Annotated in this window: 19 protein-coding genes; 13 read left to right on the top strand and 6 right to left on the bottom strand. The window is 41.9% G+C overall.

The genetic code is table 11. From position 1 onward, the window contains the following. The 3 genes from nuoN to O4M77_RS11060 all read left to right on the top strand — a co-directional run bounded on the left by nuoN (position 1) and on the right by O4M77_RS11060 (position 2683). On the top strand, positions 1-1545 hold the full coding sequence (gene nuoN / locus O4M77_RS11070) for an NADH-quinone oxidoreductase subunit NuoN (protein WP_004785070.1): 1545 nt from the start codon (positions 1-3) through the stop codon (positions 1543-1545). Between the two features lie 123 nt (positions 1546-1668). Then, positions 1669-2304 carry a uracil phosphoribosyltransferase gene (gene upp, locus O4M77_RS11065; RefSeq protein ID WP_004785068.1) on the top strand — a complete coding sequence of 212 codons (636 nt, stop codon included), beginning with the start codon at positions 1669-1671 and terminating at the stop codon, positions 2302-2304. An 85-nt stretch (positions 2305-2389) separates the two neighbouring features. Continuing rightward, complete coding sequence (locus O4M77_RS11060; RefSeq protein ID WP_323713467.1) at positions 2390-2683, top strand: cold shock domain-containing protein; 294 nt, start codon at positions 2390-2392, stop codon at positions 2681-2683. A 58-nt stretch (positions 2684-2741) separates the two neighbouring features. Here the strand turns inward: O4M77_RS11060 and O4M77_RS11055 are convergent, their stop codons facing one another. Continuing rightward, complete coding sequence (locus O4M77_RS11055) at positions 2742-3893, bottom strand: IS4-like element ISAbe18 family transposase (RefSeq protein WP_194088144.1); 1152 nt, start codon at positions 3891-3893, stop codon at positions 2742-2744. A 275-nt stretch (positions 3894-4168) separates the two neighbouring features. Here O4M77_RS11055 and O4M77_RS11050 point away from each other — a divergent pair, with 275 nt between their 5' ends. Together O4M77_RS11050 and O4M77_RS11045 are read left to right on the top strand one after the other, a co-directional pair. Next, on the top strand, positions 4169-4534 hold the full coding sequence (locus O4M77_RS11050) for a hypothetical protein (protein WP_004785062.1): 366 nt from the start codon (positions 4169-4171) through the stop codon (positions 4532-4534). Positions 4535-4668: 134 nt separating this feature from the next. Beyond that, positions 4669-5400, top strand: coding sequence for a cold shock domain-containing protein (locus O4M77_RS11045; protein ID WP_034702024.1), 732 nt, complete (start codon positions 4669-4671; stop codon positions 5398-5400). A gap of 41 nt (positions 5401-5441) precedes the next feature. On the opposite strand, the gene gigC is transcribed toward O4M77_RS11045, so the two are convergent. Continuing rightward, positions 5442-6320, bottom strand: a complete 879-nt coding sequence (gene gigC, locus O4M77_RS11040; RefSeq protein ID WP_180138928.1) for a LysR family transcriptional regulator GigC — start codon at positions 6318-6320, stop codon at positions 5442-5444. An 85-nt stretch (positions 6321-6405) separates the two neighbouring features. Here gigC and O4M77_RS11035 point away from each other — a divergent pair, with 85 nt between their 5' ends. Continuing rightward, entirely contained in the window at positions 6406-7167 is a 762-nt protein-coding gene (locus O4M77_RS11035) for a ferredoxin--NADP reductase (RefSeq protein WP_323713466.1), read from the top strand. Between the two features lie 260 nt (positions 7168-7427). Here the strand turns inward: O4M77_RS11035 and O4M77_RS11030 are convergent, their stop codons facing one another. Next, positions 7428-7850, bottom strand: coding sequence for a hypothetical protein (locus O4M77_RS11030; protein ID WP_005237048.1), 423 nt, complete (start codon positions 7848-7850; stop codon positions 7428-7430). Positions 7851-8258: 408 nt separating this feature from the next. On the opposite strand from O4M77_RS11030, the gene O4M77_RS11025 reads away from it, so the two are divergent. The 4 genes from O4M77_RS11025 to O4M77_RS11010 all read left to right on the top strand — a co-directional run bounded on the left by O4M77_RS11025 (position 8259) and on the right by O4M77_RS11010 (position 11163). Next, positions 8259-8612, top strand: coding sequence for a hypothetical protein (locus O4M77_RS11025; protein WP_323713465.1), 354 nt, complete (start codon positions 8259-8261; stop codon positions 8610-8612). 198 nt (positions 8613-8810) lie between these two features. Then, positions 8811-10646: a mechanosensitive ion channel gene (locus O4M77_RS11020; protein ID WP_180105228.1), complete on the top strand. Its 1836-nt coding sequence runs from the start codon at positions 8811-8813 to the stop codon at positions 10644-10646. A 67-nt stretch (positions 10647-10713) separates the two neighbouring features. Further along, positions 10714-10881, top strand: coding sequence for a hypothetical protein (locus tag O4M77_RS11015; protein WP_179992650.1), 168 nt, complete (start codon positions 10714-10716; stop codon positions 10879-10881). A 129-nt stretch (positions 10882-11010) separates the two neighbouring features. Then, positions 11011-11163 (top strand): hypothetical protein, encoded by a 153-nt coding sequence (locus O4M77_RS11010; protein ID WP_179992649.1) that lies wholly within the window; start codon positions 11011-11013, stop codon positions 11161-11163. A gap of 34 nt (positions 11164-11197) precedes the next feature. Here O4M77_RS11010 and O4M77_RS11005 read toward each other — a convergent pair whose 3' ends face one another. Beyond that, positions 11198-12397: an NAD(P)/FAD-dependent oxidoreductase gene (locus tag O4M77_RS11005; protein WP_323713464.1), complete on the bottom strand. Its 1200-nt coding sequence runs from the start codon at positions 12395-12397 to the stop codon at positions 11198-11200. 189 nt (positions 12398-12586) lie between these two features. Between O4M77_RS11005 and O4M77_RS11000 the strand changes: the two genes are divergently transcribed. Beyond that, complete coding sequence (locus O4M77_RS11000; RefSeq protein ID WP_004785040.1) at positions 12587-12910, top strand: DUF4870 family protein; 324 nt, start codon at positions 12587-12589, stop codon at positions 12908-12910. 24 nt (positions 12911-12934) lie between these two features. On the opposite strand, the gene O4M77_RS10995 is transcribed toward O4M77_RS11000, so the two are convergent. Then, positions 12935-13795, bottom strand: coding sequence for a 1-aminocyclopropane-1-carboxylate deaminase/D-cysteine desulfhydrase (locus O4M77_RS10995; protein WP_159124396.1), 861 nt, complete (start codon positions 13793-13795; stop codon positions 12935-12937). 178 nt (positions 13796-13973) lie between these two features. Between O4M77_RS10995 and O4M77_RS10990 the strand changes: the two genes are divergently transcribed. Together O4M77_RS10990 and O4M77_RS10985 are read left to right on the top strand one after the other, a co-directional pair. Then, a complete protein-coding gene (locus tag O4M77_RS10990) occupies positions 13974-14159 on the top strand; it encodes an NF038215 family lipoprotein (RefSeq protein ID WP_034702009.1) in 186 nt (61 codons plus the stop codon). A 102-nt stretch (positions 14160-14261) separates the two neighbouring features. After that, positions 14262-14885, top strand: coding sequence for a LysE family translocator (locus O4M77_RS10985; protein ID WP_034702007.1), 624 nt, complete (start codon positions 14262-14264; stop codon positions 14883-14885). 63 nt (positions 14886-14948) lie between these two features. Here O4M77_RS10985 and O4M77_RS10980 read toward each other — a convergent pair whose 3' ends face one another. Beyond that, the gene (locus tag O4M77_RS10980) at positions 14949-16136 is read right to left on the bottom strand and encodes an ammonium transporter (protein WP_034702004.1); all 1188 of its coding nucleotides are present in this window, start codon (positions 16134-16136) and stop codon (positions 14949-14951) included. Between the last annotated feature and the right edge of the window lie 56 nt (positions 16137-16192).

Raw genomic sequence — 16192 nt, 5'->3', positions numbered from 1 at the left:
ATGAACTTCACAATGTCTTTTTCTGAGCTTATGCCTCTAGCACCTGTGATGATCGTGTCATTGACTGCGATCGTCGTGATGTTGCTTACTGCAATTAAGCGTAACCATAACTTAGTTGCGACTACGACAGTCATTGGTCTAAACCTGGCGGCGTTGTACATTCTGTTCGTTCTGTTAGCGGGTCAATTTGCACCTGCCAATGTAATGAATCTGTTCCTCGTAGATCCGTTTACGATGCTGTATCAGTTTGTGATTATTGTGGCTGCACTGGCGTGCAGTACCTTGTCACATGCTTATATTGAAACCTATAAAGATAACCGTGAAGAACTATACATCCTGATGCTGACCTCCGTTGCCGGTGCGATGCTGATGGTGGCAAGTTCTCACTATGCATCTTTCTTCATTAGCCTTGAGCTCATGTCGATCCCTGTATACGGCTTATTGGCGTATACACATCAGCGTTCTCAATCGCTTGAAGCAGGTGTGAAATATCTGGTGCTTTCAGCAACTGCATCTGCAATGTTGTTGATGGGTATGGCATATGTTTATGCATATACAGGTTCTCTAAGCTTTGTCGCTGAACCAGGCAAACTGTTAACTGCATTTAGTCAACCTGCTGTAGTAATTGGTCTGGCACTGATCGTATTCGCTGTGGGCTTTAAACTGTCACTGGCTCCATTCCACAAATGGACACCAGACGTATACGCAGGTGCTCCAGCACCAGTTGCAACTTTCCTTGCAACTGTGTCTAAAGTGGCAATGCTGGGTCTGTTCGTACGTTATGTATTGTCTTCTGGCTTAATCCTGTCAGATAGCTTCGTAACTATCATCAGCGTGATTGCAGTACTTTCCATCATTGTAGGTAATTTGCTTGCAGTGAAACAGGTGAACTTGAAACGTATCTTGGCATACTCTTCAATTGCTCACTTCGGTTATGTACTGGTTGCGATCGTATCTGCACGTAATACTGACTTTTTACAGGTTCAAGGTTTCGCGACTTTTGAAAGTGTAAACGTCTATATCATCACGTATGTATTGACTACGATTGGTGCTTTCGGTGTGGTAACGCTGATGTCTAGTCCGTATAACAATACAGATGAAGCAGGTAGCCTGGCGGAGTACCGCGGTCTGTTCTGGCGCCGTCCAGTATTGACTGCTGTATTAACTGTGATGATGCTGTCTCTAGCAGGTATTCCATTAACAGCGGGCTTCATCGGTAAGTTCCTGGTAGTGAAAACTGCGGTAGCAGGTGAGTCTTGGTTCCTTGCTGCGATGGTCATCCTGGGTTCAGGTATTGGTCTGTACTACTACCTGCGTGTGATGGTTGTCATGTATATGACTCCACCAGAAACACCACGTCTTGATGCTGTAAATCACTGGGGACAAAAAGTCGGCGGTATCATGGTATTGCTTGTCGCATTACTGGTACTGGTAATCGGTGTTTATCCAGATCCGATCATTGCGCTGTCTCGCTATGCATTCTTCGCAATGTCGCCTGAATTACAACAGTTTATTTTCACTTTGGTTCAAAGTGGTTTTAACTAATTCAGCGCAAGTTTGAAGTTATTACAAAAAAGCCTCCACGATTGGGGGCTTTTTTAGTTAAACAAATCCGGAAAAGTCTTTATAATAGCGGAAATTTATCTTTAACCTTCTAGGTGTTCTCCCGTGGCAATCCATGAAATCCGTCATCCATTAATTCGACATAAACTCGGTTTACTGCGTCGTGCTGACATTAGTACCAAGAACTTCCGTGAGCTAGCTCAGGAAGTGACTATGCTTTTGACTTATGAAGCGACCAAGGATCTTCCTGTCGTTGAGCATGAGATTGACGGCTGGAACGGACCGGTAACTGTAGACCGTATTGCAGGTAAGAAAATTACTGTTGTGCCAATTCTACGTGCGGGCATTGGTATGCTGGATGGTTTCCTGAATCTGATTCCAAGTGCCAAAGTCTCTGTACTGGGTCTGGAACGTGATGAAGAAACCCTACAGGCACGTACTTACTATAAAAAACTGGTTCCAGACGTACAAAACCGTCTTGCGATGATCATTGATCCAATGCTGGCGACTGGTTCTTCTCTGGTTGCTGCGATTGACGTATTGAAAGCCAGCGGCTGTAAAGATATTCGTGTGATGGTATTGGTCGCAGCCCCTGAAGGCATTAAACGTGTTGAAGAAGCTCATCCAGATGTGGTGATTTTCACTGCGGCGATTGACCATGGCTTGAATGAAAATGGTTACATCGTTCCAGGTTTGGGCGATGCGGGTGACAAGATTTTTGGTTCAGTTCAAAAAGACTAATATTTTTGAAAGTGAACAGAAAAGGGGCTTTTACAGCCTCTTTTTTATATACTGAATACTGACAGATACAGAGAAGGGGACGTTTATGACTTCCGAGCAATACCAAGGAAAAGTAAAACAGTACAATCCAGAAAAAGGATTTGGTTTTATTTCTTCACCTGAAGGTGAGGTATTTTTTCATATCTCGGATTTCGCCGCCGATTCAGGTGAGCCGAAGCGCAATGACCGAGTAAAATTCAATGTAATTCAAAATGGTGATCGCTATAAAGCCATTAAAATTGAACGTGTAGAAGATAAATCGAAGAAAGCTAAGAAAGCCAAAGCGGTAGCAGTCAATACTTCGATTACTTCAGCCCTATTGTCGAATTTAAAGCGTTAATTTTTGCTTGGAAAAAGATACAAAAGGAGGCTCTAGAGCATTGCTGTCCCACAATTTTTCACAAGAGGAAGCTCAAATGAGCTTCCTCTTGTTTTATGGGTATTTTATCGGGTGAAAATAAAGCTTTTAAAGTTCTTCTTTCAAACAAATTCACTTGAATTATTCTGAGTAAACGTTGAACTGTCCAACCTGTTTTTCCTAAATGTTGAGCGAAACTCACCAATAAATAGGCGATCATCGCAATCCAGATTTGTGTCTGAATTGCGTTCCTGCTGCGGCCTAGAAACGCTTTTAATTTGAGATTCTGCTTAATCGCCTTAAAGAACAGCTCAACTTTCCAACGATCTTTATAAATCGCCGCAATGGTGGAGGCGGCTAAATGAAAGTTATTGCTGAGAAAGCTAAAGTGCTTGCCACTTTGCTGATCTCTATATTCAATTCTTCTTAACACTGGGGCTTTTCTTTTTAGGGCATGTGCGCTATTCAGCTGAATGGTTTCATCTTTTAGAATACCTTTGGATTCAAGCACTGGATGTTGCTGGATCACCTGATACACAGATTTAGGCCTAAAACGTGTGACAAATCCAATGTTTTGAGCAGTCAGATTTGCATACCATTGGTAATCGACATAGCCTTTATCAAAAACTACAATGCTGCCAGCAGGAAACTGGAATTTGCGGCCTTGTACCATGTCATTTTCTTTGCCATTTTCAACTGCAACAAACTCAGGAATATCATTGCTGTGATTCAATCCTATACTGAGTTTCATGCTGGCTTTTGAGTCGTGAACTTTGGCCCATTCACATAAGGAAAGCGACAGGTCAATATGACTGGCATCCAAGGAATACAAGGGATTCTTAAAGCGAAATTTATGAGCGACTTTTGAGTGGTCATAGTATTTAAGCAACTTGTAAAATAGCTGTTGATACAAGGCAGCAGGCTGCTGCTCATTGATTCGTGCCAGCGTGCTTCGGGGAATAGACTTTGCTCCGAGATGACTTAGCTTTTCCTGTTGGCACTCCAAATTGGATTGAATATCTCTCAGACTTTGCCTACAAGAGAATTGAGACATCAATATGGCAATAAACTGATCCCACCGGGAAGCCGCTCTAAATTTCTGTCCAACATGGTGTACTTTAGCAAGTTGTTCAAAATCCTGTCGCACAACAGGTTTAATTAGCTCATGAAATACGGTATTCTGATGTGACAAAACCTGAATCCTGGTCGTTAAAGTGTTTGTTTGCACTCATATTTTAACTGTTAGGACTCAGGTTTTTTTATTTAAAGCAAACTATGGGGCAGCAGTGGGCTCTAGAGCCTCTTTTTTATTTGAGTTATGAGTTTACGTAAGTTGTAGGAATCTTGTGTAATCAGAACCTTATAAAATGTTGCGAAAACAATAAAATACCCACCAAAGCTCAACAATATCCTTTAATCCCTTCCATATAAACTACGCATCTGTTGAATGATCTAGGGACACATATCATGTTTACAGATGGAAGAATTAAAACCTATGATGCTGTACGTGGGACTGGGAGTATTGAACTAAAAAATAATGCACAGGAGCTTAATTTTCAGTTAGATCAACTACCTTCACCTGAAATCGCGCCTCAAGTCGGAGAACGACTTAAATTTAGAATAATTGAAGAGCAAAATACGATTCAGCTGGAGAATATGGTACGTCTGGATATCAAGCATCAGGAAGAGTTCGTTTCTGAAGTAGTTGTATTACCATCTCTAGCTTCTACTTCTGCAATAGTCAATCCGGCACGCAATACTATTTTCTTTAGTCCCACACTCTGGTTGATTCTGGTAACAGCGATTGGATTTATAATTTTTGGAGAAATTTAAGTTAGGTTCTCATTTATTAAGATATTTGTCTCATCCTTCAAATAAAAAAAGCATCTTATGGTGCTTTTTTTATTTTAGAATTTAAAACGCTTTTTGAATACAATAATTAAAAATATCAAACAGTAGAGTGAATTATGTTTTTAGAGGGGAAGATCAAGACCTATAATGAAGAACGAGGTTTTGGTTTTATTGAGATAGCTGGTGAGTCAAAAGATTTATTCTTCCATATTAAAGACTTCCCAAATAAGAACGTGCCACCAAAAGTTGGAGAAAGTTTAAAGTTTCTCAAAGTACAGGATGCAGGCAAGTTTAAAGCAGATCATATTGTTCGTTTAGATATCTCATATCAAAAGACACCTTCAAAAATTGTTAGTCAACATAATGATCTTCAGATCGAAAGAGCAGTACCTTATCGTCAGCCTAAAAATTCAGTTTTATCAAAATTGATTACAGGCATTGGTTTAATCATTATCGTGATACTTGCTGTATTGGTTTATGGAAAATACCAAAACTATAAAATACAAAAGCAACAGCAACTTGAGCATTTAATGCAAGAACAAAAAAGGCTTGTTTCAGAACAACGTGCTGCTTTAGGTAACTTACCTGAACAAGGCCTAAGTGAACAAGGAAGGAAGAATTTAGAGGTATCCACAAATACTCCTATTAGAAGTACTGCCTCATCCACTTCAGTGTCTTCACCTTATCAATGTGATGGTAGAACCCATTGTAGCCAGATGCGCTCTTATGATGAAGCGGTATTCTTTTTGCGAAATTGCCCGGGTACTCAGATGGATGGAAATCATGACGGTGTTCCATGTGAAAGACAGTTTAAGGAAGAAATTAGTAAGAGACATTTATTCAGGTAATAAAAAAGCGCCCTTAGGCGCTTTTTTATTTCAACAAAATTTTAAGCTTCACAGAATTTCATAAAAGCTTTAAGACCGGGGCCTTGATATTTCTGGCGGTGTACCAGCATAAATAAAGGACGGGTGAGTGACCAGAATGGAGTATCCAGAATCACCAGTTGGCCTTTTTCCTGTAAAGGTTCAATTGCCAGCTTGGAAATACAGGACATCCCTAAACCACCTGCCACAATCTTCAGAATTGCTTCATTATGACCTAGCGTCAGACGGATATTGGCATCAGGCACATCTTTTAGAATGGCATTATCAAAGACTTCACGAGTCCCTGAACCTTCTTCACGTAAAATCCATTCAACCGATTTAAAATCTTCAGCAGTAAGCGGACGGTTTAGCTGAGCCAGAGGATGATCCGGCGCACAGCATACTGCCAGTTCATCATCGCGCCAATGAATACATTGCAGCTGCGGTAAATGACAAGAACCTTCAATCAGGGCCAAATCTAGCTGGAACTGATTTACAGCTTCGATCATTTGACGGGTATTGCCGACTTGAAGTTGCAAGTGAGCCTGTGGCTGGATTTTCAGGAAATCCGCCATCAGGTCTGGCATCAGATAGTCGGAAATGGTCAGCGTTGCACCGAGACGAAGGTCAATGCTTTGCAGTTCACCTTTGGCTGCCTGCTCGAAAGCTTCACAGCGGCCAAGAATTTCAAGAGCTTGCGGGAGAAGAAAACGACCTAAGTCATTGAGCTGTAAACGCTTACCAAGACGGTCGAATAAAGGCGCGCCAAGACCATCTTCTAAATCTGCTAAAGCCATACTCGCCGCACTTTGGGTGAGTTTGACTGCATCACTGGCTTTGGTGACGGTGCCTTCTTGAGCAACTGCTACAAAAACAGCCAACTGGCGTAAAGTCATGCGCATGAATAGAGCCTTAACATTTAAAAAATATTAATAAATTATGCTGTCATGCTACCATGAGCATAGTCTTTGATGCCACGTTTGAATCATGTCTATTGAAAAATTTAGCTTAGAAAAGGTTTTATCTGTACACCGTTGGACCAATACGCTGTTTAGTTTCACCATGACCAGACCTGCACATTTCAAGTTTACGGCAGGACAGTTTGCGCGTATTGGCTTGAAAGTGGGGGATGAACTGGTCGTTCGGGCATATTCAGTCGTGTCATCACCATTTGATGAAACGCTGGAATTTTTTTCGATTGTGGTTCCGGAAGGGAAATTTACTTCGAATTTACAACATCTTAAAGTAGGTGACGAACTCTACTTAGACAAAATTCCCTATGGCTATCTGACTTTGGCACGTTATCAATTGCCATTACCACAAGATTTATGGCTGCTTGGCACAGGTACAGGTCTGGCACCATTTTTATCCATGCTGCAAGACTTTGAAACCTGGAATAAATATAAACATATTAACCTGGTTTATAGCGTCCGTACGCAAGACGAACTGGCTTATGCCGACCGTATTCAGGAAATTGCCGAGAGCTTTGGCGAAGGTTATACTGGCTTTAAATTTATTCCAATCATTACCCGTGATCCTGAAGCAGCACTTCACCATCGTTTACCGATTTTGATTGAAAATGGGGAACTTGAACGGGCAGCAGGACTCCAGCTTAATCCTGAAACCAGTCACGTGATGCTCTGTGGAAACCCGGAAATGGTCGAAGATACCAAAGAAGCGCTAAAAGCACGTGGTCTGACCATGAACCGCCGTGGTGAAGGAAATATTGCGGTAGAGAATTATTGGTAATTCCTTTAGAGTTCCTCCCTTTCTAAAAGGTGAGCAGCATTGCTTCGTAATGGTAAGAGTCTTAAATAATTTACCTATCCCTAACCCTCTCCTAAGAGGAGAGGGAATAAATCCTTTCCTTTAATAAAGAAGGGGCGGGGTGAATTTAAAAACAAAGAATTAAATAAACCGAATTTAATCCCTCCCAACCTCCTTTTATTAAAGGGAGGAGTTTTAGGCACAAAAAAACCTCCATATGGAGGTTTTTTGCTATTCAGGAATTAATGTACAAACATATCCATAAAGTCACGAATTTCCTGAATGGCAGTATCTGTATCGGTCGTTAACCAGGTTGGCTCAAAGAAACCGGCATAATGCTCGATCCGATCCGCAGGCACAACTAGACGTACCGGACAATCTTCTTCCAGTAGGCGCCATGGAATAATCGGAACGTCATTATCTAGCCAAGCCGCAACATTCCGTACATCAATGACCATGGCATTAATGCAGTCCGGAAAAGGCATTACCGACATTTCTTCAGTACGGCGGCGGAAATATTCCAGATCCTGCCAGCGTAGCATAAAGCTCGGTTTGCTAAATTCAATGATTCCAATCAGATGCTGATCACGAGTGTAGTGCAAAGCACATTGATGTGTGACGTCAGTGTCAAGATCAAGCGATACACTCTGTTGACGATACGCCATAAAACTCGGGTGCATGAAAAATAAGGTGGATAATTATAACGTATTTTGCGCAAAGTAGCAGGTATATTGAAAAACGGTATTTTTACAGCATGTTTTAGCCTACTTAAAAATGTGCTTAAAATTTAATAAAATCATAGTAGTATGTTGTTTGTTTTATAGGCAATTCAATTCCTGATAAATCATCTAAAAACCGCCAGCATCAACTGTCTGGGAAGAGAGTTTCTAACCATAAGACCATAGTATGTTCAGGCTAGAAAATGCCTCTTTTTGAAACTAATACCAAGTTCATCAGACTCATACATATAACTTACATCCATTCACTATCTCACCATCTTTTGTCACAGAAGCTGTGATAACTGCTTGTTATGATAAAAATCTACTTATGAATAAGAAAGAGAGAGAATGGTCATGGTTGATGATTTTAATAAAAAACCACCTTTGCATGATCAGGCAGCAATCACGCAGAAGAAGCGCATTCCTGTCTATATCCTGATTTTGGTCGGTATCTTTTTACTGGCAGTCCTGTTCTATATGTTTGCAGATGTGAAGCCAGATGCGCCTGCGACCCAGCCTAATACACCAGTACCAGCGACTGAAGCCCCTACCAATAATGGTAGTCCGGCTACTACTCCAGGCGGTGAAAGCAATGAAGCAATGGCTACCGCAGATGATGCGATGACAGAAGCAACAGCCACTGTAGGCGAAATGTCACAAGATACAGCAGAAGCCACTGCAACTGATGCTCAACAGGCCACCCAATAATTGAGATTGTTAAAAAAAGCTCTGGTTCATGACTAGGGCTTTTTTGCAATAGGTGGTGATGTTTTTCAAAGTTCTGTATCTCCAGGCAAGCTAAGCACAGGAAGTTCAAGCTTTATAAGCAATCGGAAAGAGCTGAAGATTTCAAAAATAAGCTCGTGAATTCAGATAAATAGCGTAATAACAAAGAGGGCAGAAAACATGAATGATTATATGAGAGGCCCACGTGGTGGCTATGATGCCATGTACTACTGGGATCAGTTTCATCCAATTCTTAGTGCAATTGCCATATTAGTCCTAGGTTGGATTATTGCATTACTCGTCTCGGCAGGTGTTAAAAAAATCTTGCAAAAACTAGGGACCAATACACACTTAAATGCAGCGACAGGACATCGCTCTAATGTCGAGAGTATTATCGCTCGTGTTGTGTTCTGGATTATTCTGATTATTGCAGTCATCGGTGCGCTTAACGTGTTGAATCTGACAGCAGTGAGCGGACCGTTCAGTAATATGATCCAGCAGTTCCTGCTCTTTATTCCACAATTGCTGGCGGCTGTTGCTGTGGCCTTTGTTGGGTGGATTGTGGCGAATCTGGTCAAAGTCGGCTTGCAAAAAATGCTTGATCGCACCCAGCTGGATGAAAAGCTGAGTGCCGAAGTCGGTGTCAGCCCAATTAGCCAAAATATCAGTGAAATTGTTTACTGGCTGATTTTACTGCTGTTCTTGCCAATCGTCTTGTCGATTCTAGGTCTACATGGTTTATTACTGCCAGTGCAGAACATGCTGACTGATGTTGTAAGTTATCTGCCTAATATCTTCATTGCTGCAGTTATTGTATTTGTCGGATACATTCTGGCAAAAATCGTTCGCGGTATAGTTGAAGGTTTGCTCAACAGCCTGAATATTCAACATCAAGCTGAAAAAGTCGGCATTTTCAAAAACTCGAATGTCGCTCAACTGATTGGTTCATTCATCTTCGCAGTTGTAATTATTACGTCATTAATCATTGCATTTGAAGCACTGGGTATCGAAGCAATTTCTCAACCAGCAACTGCAATGCTGTATGAGATCATGAATGCCATTCCAAATATCATTGCAGCCGCACTGATTCTGATTCTGGCTTATGTGGTGTCTAGACTGGTAGCACGTCTGGTGACTGAAGTCGTTGCCGGAACAGGCGTAGATGAGGTTCCAGCTAAACTGGATCTGCAACGCTTCCTAGGCAAAACCAAACTATCAAGTCTGGTGGGTTATCTGATTGTACTGTTCACCATGCTATTTGCAGTTTCCGAAGCTGCGGACCGTTTAGGCTTTGAACAGGTGAGTGGCCTGATCGCGATGTTCATCTACTTCGGTGCAAACATCCTGCTAGGTGCTGTGATCCTGGTGATTGGCTTCTGGCTGGCCAATGTAGTTGCCAATATTGTGCAACGTGGTGAATATAACAGTTCACGCTGGTTAGCGAACCTAGTTCGTGTACTGATCATGGGTCTGGTCATTGCGATGGGTCTACGTGCCATGGGCATTGCTGACTCGATCGTGAATCTGGCCTTCGGTTTAACTCTGGGTGCTGTTGCTGTGGCATTTGCCTTGGCCTTTGGTCTCGGTGGCCGTCAACCAGCAGAACGTGTACTGACTGATTTGATCGATAAAGCTAAACGAGAAGCTAAAGAGCCGAATCCTTTGAAAAATGAAACTAATATCATGACTTCAGGCTTAGGTGCTGATGTCAGTGGTACTACAGGTGCAGGCAGTTCAACTACAGGAGAAAATATTGTGCCGAAGCAAGATCAATCACAAGATGACAATGCGCCGATGCGTACCAATTTATCCAATAGTACGCCAGCGACCTTGACCACTGCACCGCAGGATGATGAAGCTTCAGGTGTAGATCAGGTGACACCAGATGTCGATCAGGCTGTACCGGATTCGCTTCAAGTTGATCCAACTCATCCACCAGCGAATAATCCATTTGGTTCTACAGGTGAAGAAGAACCGGATGTCGATAGTCATCCAAAAAAAGATGACCCGAATTAACCTGTTCTATTTAAACAAAATCGGCCACGCTTGAGTGGTCGATTTTTTTAATCCTGAGGAAATCTGAATGAATGCCAAGAAACCGAATAATCTGTTAGCACCCTTAGTGATAGCAGGCATAACCATTGGCTTTTTCACGGCTGCTTATCGATTTGTCTTTGTGAAAAGCAAACAGGATGAGCAGGCTGAAAAAGAGCTGGATAAGAAAATACCTGATCCAGACGAATTTAACTAAGTCGAAATACTGCCTAGTCACTATACATAGAATTTCTTTTTTAAAAAATATAGAATATTCAAGTGAATACTAAAATGATTTTGGTATTTTTCTTGCATTAAAAATATAAAGAAAAAGGAGATCAATAAGATGTGGAAAACATTTCAGCATAAATTCATGGCACCTATGGCAGATCAAGTACCCTTACATCTGCAGGAAGCGGCTCAGAAAATGCAACTGACGATTGACCGTTTAGAAAATACGGCCAATCTCAGCCTGTTTAAAACGGATTATCTGGAATAAGCGAAGTATTTTCTCTTCCCAGATCATCTTTGTATTAAACATATTCCGATGCGGCATGTGCTGATGACCATGCCCATTGGAAGTTAAAACCTCCCAAATGACCAGTCACATCCAGTATTTCGCCCACAAAATACAAGCCTTTCTGCTTTTTGCTTTCCATTGTTTTAGATGAAACTTCGGTTGTATCTACGCCGCCCAAAGTCACTTCAGCTGTCCGGTAACCTTCAGTTCCAGAAGGCTTCAGTTCAAAGCCACTTAAACGTTTGGCAATCTGTTCCAGCTTGTCATCACTAATATTGCCAATGGGTGTTTCAGCTACTTCAGTCCAGATCAGATTCTGTAATTCTAGTACTACACTTTTCGGTAAATATTCGGTCAATAGAGTGCGTAGCAGAACTTTAGGCTGACTCTGTTTTTTAGATTTAAAGAAATCAAACAGGTCGACACTTGGTAAGAAATCGACCTTAAAGCTTTGGCCAACATCCCAGTAATTTGACAGCTGTAGGGAGCTAGGGCCACTTAGGCCACGATGGGTAAACAGTAAAGCTTCAGTAAAACTGTTTAAATCATTGGACAGCGTGGCTTCAACTGCATTACCGCTCAGACGGGTGGTGACTTCCTTGAAACTATCCGAGAAAGTAAACGGCACCAGACCGGCACGGGTTGGATAGACATGATGTCCAAACTGTTTGGCAATCTCATAGCCGATGCCTGAACCGCCTAGAGTGGGAATTGACAGGCCACCAGAAGCAACCACAACTGATTCCACTTCAAAATATCCTAAAGAAGTGGCTACTTGAAATCCTTGATCGTCCACAGTATTGACGGCTTTCACTTCGCAATTGGTTTTGATTTCGACCAGCCCGGTCTTGTCACATTCGGACAGCAACATCGCCAGAATTTCTTTAGCACCATTTAAGGTGAATAACTGTCCATGTTTACGTTCTTCATACTCGATGCCATATTCGCAGACCATGCCAATAAAATTCCAATTGGTATAGCGGCTCAGTGCTGAAATCACGAAATGCGGATTGTGCGAGATGAAATTTTCAGGTTCGACATAGAGGTTGGTGAAATTGCATTTGCCACCACCGGACATCAGGATTTTCTTACCCACCTTATTGGCTTTTTCAACGACTACGACTTTACGACCACGTTGTGCTGCCATATAGGCCGTCATTAAACCTGATGCACCTGCACCTATGACCAAAACATCGTATTGCTGAACAGACATGACACACTCAAGGGAGAAGAAAGGGGAGCATTATAGACAATTTTATTTCAGCTTTGGCTATTCCTGAAGGGGGCTGCCCGAATTACAACGTGTTAGCGAATATTTATCATAAATAATTTGAAGCAGCTGGCGGATTCATGCATAGTTTTGTCATGCCTAAAAAATAATCACAATGAAAAGGAATAATTTATGACGGATACGGCAGCATACAAACAATATAATCTGATCAGCTATATTCTTCATCTACTGGGTTTTTTCCTGGGAATAACCCCATTAATCGCCATTATCATGAATTATATTAAACGTGATGAAATGCGGGGCACCTGGCTGGAAAGTCATGTGGACTGGCAGATTAAAACCTTCTGGTTCAGCTTGCTGGGTTATATTCTAGGTGGGCTGCTCACCGTGATTCTAATCGGTTTTGTGATTATTTTTCTGGTCTTTGTCTGGCATGTCTATCGGCTGGTCAAAGGGCTAATTGCACTCAATGAAAATAATCCGATAGGCATTTAAGTTTCGATCAGAACTTTAAGCGATTTAAATATTTCGACCTTGTAGTCCACCAGTATGCAGGATCAGCAGTTTTGTTTCTGGTGGAAAGCAGCCTTTTTCAATCAGATTTGAAATTCCCAACAGCATTTTTCCAGTATAAATCTGCTCTAAGGGAATATCATATTCAGCTTCAAAGTGCTGTATAAACTGGATCAGTTCAGGAGTGGTTTTGGCATAACCACTGCAACAATAATCATCGAGAATGGACCAGTTTCTTTTCTTGGTCAGCTTAGCCACCTCCTCATTCAGGAAGTTGCCTTTTAAGGCAGAAAATCCTAATACCTGTTGATGAGGCTGGCTGGCTTCAATCAAACCTGTGATCGTGCCTCCAGTGCCTACTGCACAGCAGATCACGTCAAATTGTGCGTCACCATCCTTTAGAATCTCCTGACATCCCCGAATCGCCAATGCATTAGTACCGCCTTCAGGAATGATGCAATGTACAGGAAATTTTTGTGCTAACGCTGTTAGATAATTAGCGTCCTGTTTACGTCGATATTCTTCACGACTCACAAAATGCAGTTGCATTCCGAATTGTTGTGCCAACGCTAAAGTGGGGTTTAAAGGCTGATGGGCCAGTTCCTCACCCCGAATAATGCCGACACTCTCAAAGCCAAACTGCCGTGTTGCAAACGCCGTTGCGGCAATATGATTGGAATAAGCGCCACCAAAAGTAAGCAGCTTTTTAAAGCCAAGTTGCTGTGCTTCCAGAAAGTTGTATTTCAGTTTAAAAAACTTGTTGCCTGATATTTGCGGATGCACCAGATCCAGACGGCGTATGGTTACAAACCTGTCTTTCAGCCAGATGCGCTGGTCTGGAATATGCTGGGCGATTTTTTCAAACATGGTATTTTCATAAGCTAAGAATGAGCAAATTATAGCGAAATAGAATCAGCAGGATGGCAGAATCATGAGCTCCTTAAACTAAGAATAAAATTTTGTAGATTGTCACAATTCATATGCTGAAAATTTAAACAAATTTGCTAATCTGAATCTTATAGGGAACTTAGAGGAGGATAGAATAATGAAAATACTATCCTGTACGATTTTAAGTGTATTGCTCTTAGTAGGCTTATCTGGCTGCGATGATCCTTTGAATAAGCCTAAAACTGATACACGAAGCATGATCATTGGCGGAGTGCCGGTGCATGACCATGATTATAAGATGCTTGATTCATCCCTCACCGCTCAAGACCAATTGAAGAAATAGCCGGATTTCGCACAAATATTGCATCATTTGTGTAGAAATATTAAAGCAAAATAAATTATTTTTACTTAAAATAAGCCATTCATTTTAAGTTTGGATGGTCACGTGGAATCATTTTGGATTTTAGGTTCAATTGCCTTTGCACTCATGTTAGGTGCAATGAGCCCAGGACCGACTTCTATTTATGTAGCGAAAAATTCAATTGCGATCTCACGTAAGCATGGCCTATTTACAGCTTTAGGTACTGGAACAGGGGCGGCTATTTTTGGTCTGCTGGCAATTCTAGGTTTGCAGGCATTTTTACTGGCGGTGCCATCTGCCTATCTGGCGCTTAAAATTTGTGGTGGTTTATATCTGCTCTGGTTGGCTTTTAAAATTATCAAGCATGCCAAAGAGCCAATCGATGCAGGCGATGACAGTCAAACTCAGATGTCCTTACGTCGTGCTTATATGACAGGTTTGATTACTCAATTATCTAACCCAAAAATTGCCATTGTATTGGCCAGTATTTTTACTGCGCTTTTGCCAAAAGAAATTCCAACTTACTTTTATTTTGTATTACCGGTTTTATGTTTCTTTATTGATGCAGGCTGGTGCTCGCTGGTGGCCGTTGCACTTTCTGCTGAAAAGCCACGTCGAGTATATTTGAAGTTTAAAGCCGGTTTTGACCGTGCAGCAGGGGCGGTCATGACCGTGCTGGGATTAAAGCTGATCTTTGGGATGAAGTAATTTTCCAATTATCGCAGACCATAAAAAAAGCCCCAATGATTCGGGGCTTTTTTAATTTGGTTCTTAAAAAATATTTTCTTCCGAATTTGCCGAGATCCGGTGAATAGATAAATCCGCACCGGTAAATTCTTCTTCCTGACTCAGACGAATACCGATCAACACTTTCAGCAGACCATAAACCAGAAATCCACCCACCAGAGCTACTACAATCGCCAGTACGGTGCCGAATAGCTGTGAAATAATAGAAACACCGCCCATACCTCCTAGCCATTGCTGACCGAATACACCGACAGCAATTCCACCGAAAGCACCACATACACCATGCAAAGGCCAAACCCCTAATACATCATCCACTTTAAGTTTATTTTGGGTATAGGTGAATAGTTTTACAAAAATCACGCCTGCGCTGATTCCGATAAATAATGCACCCAGTGGATGTACCACATCAGAACCTGCACAGATGGCAACCAGTCCGGCTAATGGACCATTATGCAAGAAGCCCGGGTCATCTTTACCCGCTACTTTTGCTGCAATAGTTCCACCGACCATTGCCATTAAAGAGTTAATCGCAACCAGTCCGGAAATAGCATCCAGGCGTTGTGCACTCATTACATTAAAGCCAAACCAGCCAACAATCAGAATCCATGAGCCTAGAGCAAGGAAAGGGATAGATGATGGTGGATGTGCAGTAATCCGGCCATCATTCTTATATCGACCATTACGTGCACCAAGTAAAACGACTGCAGCCAGAGCAATCCAGCCTCCCATGCCATGCACGACCACAGAGCCGGCAAAGTCGTGGAAGTTGGCACCGAAGGTATTTGCCAGCCAGTCCTGGAAACCAAAGTTGCCATTCCAGATCATTCCTTCAAAAAATGGATAAATCAGAGCCACCAGAAATAAAGTCGCTAAAGCCTGCGAACGCATTTTAGCCCGTTCAGCAATACCTCCCGAGATAATCGCAGGAATAGCTGCGGCAAAGGTCAGCAGGAAGAAACAGCGCATCAGGTTATAACCATGATCGGCTGCTAAAGTAGAGGCATCGTGGAAAAAATGCTGACCATAGGCAATATAGTAGCCCACCAGAAAGTAAGCGATGGCAGATAGGGAAAAGTCAGTGAGAATTTTACTTAAGGCATTGACCTGATTCTTATGGCGAACTGTCCCTAGTTCTAAAAACGCAAATCCTGCATGCATGGCAAGCACTAGAACTGCACCGAGAAGGAGAAATAATAAGTCTATATTTTGCATTGTGTGTTCCAATTTAGTGCATAGAATCACAAAAGAAATCCAGTATATAGAGGCAA

It is taken from the genome of Acinetobacter sp. YWS30-1, assembly GCF_033558715.1.
GTDB lineage: Bacteria > Pseudomonadota > Gammaproteobacteria > Pseudomonadales > Moraxellaceae > Acinetobacter.
This window is presented reverse-complemented; position numbering and strand designations above follow the sequence as displayed.

Bases quoted from the DNA above. Each gene is read 5' to 3' on its own strand.
- nuoN (WP_004785070.1), top strand. From the start codon at position 1: ATGAACTTCACAATGTCTTTTTCTGAGCTTATGCCTCTAGCACCTGTG.
- O4M77_RS11060 (WP_323713467.1), top strand. From the start codon at position 2,390: ATGACTTCCGAGCAATACCAAGGAAAAGTAAAACAGTACAATCCAGAA.
- O4M77_RS11050 (WP_004785062.1), top strand. From the start codon at position 4,169: ATGTTTACAGATGGAAGAATTAAAACCTATGATGCTGTACGTGGGACT.
- O4M77_RS11045 (WP_034702024.1), top strand. From the start codon at position 4,669: ATGTTTTTAGAGGGGAAGATCAAGACCTATAATGAAGAACGAGGTTTT.
- gigC (WP_180138928.1), bottom strand. From the start codon at position 6,320: ATGCGCATGACTTTACGCCAGTTGGCTGTTTTTGTAGCAGTTGCTCAA.
- O4M77_RS11035 (WP_323713466.1), top strand. From the start codon at position 6,406: ATGTCTATTGAAAAATTTAGCTTAGAAAAGGTTTTATCTGTACACCGT.
- O4M77_RS11030 (WP_005237048.1), bottom strand. From the start codon at position 7,850: ATGGCGTATCGTCAACAGAGTGTATCGCTTGATCTTGACACTGACGTC.
- O4M77_RS11025 (WP_323713465.1), top strand. From the start codon at position 8,259: ATGGTTGATGATTTTAATAAAAAACCACCTTTGCATGATCAGGCAGCA.
- O4M77_RS11020 (WP_180105228.1), top strand. From the start codon at position 8,811: ATGAATGATTATATGAGAGGCCCACGTGGTGGCTATGATGCCATGTAC.
- O4M77_RS11015 (WP_179992650.1), top strand. From the start codon at position 10,714: ATGAATGCCAAGAAACCGAATAATCTGTTAGCACCCTTAGTGATAGCA.
- O4M77_RS11010 (WP_179992649.1), top strand. From the start codon at position 11,011: ATGTGGAAAACATTTCAGCATAAATTCATGGCACCTATGGCAGATCAA.
- O4M77_RS11005 (WP_323713464.1), bottom strand. From the start codon at position 12,397: ATGTCTGTTCAGCAATACGATGTTTTGGTCATAGGTGCAGGTGCATCA.
- O4M77_RS11000 (WP_004785040.1), top strand. From the start codon at position 12,587: ATGACGGATACGGCAGCATACAAACAATATAATCTGATCAGCTATATT.
- O4M77_RS10995 (WP_159124396.1), bottom strand. From the start codon at position 13,795: ATGTTTGAAAAAATCGCCCAGCATATTCCAGACCAGCGCATCTGGCTG.
- O4M77_RS10990 (WP_034702009.1), top strand. From the start codon at position 13,974: ATGAAAATACTATCCTGTACGATTTTAAGTGTATTGCTCTTAGTAGGC.
- O4M77_RS10980 (WP_034702004.1), bottom strand. From the start codon at position 16,136: ATGCAAAATATAGACTTATTATTTCTCCTTCTCGGTGCAGTTCTAGTG.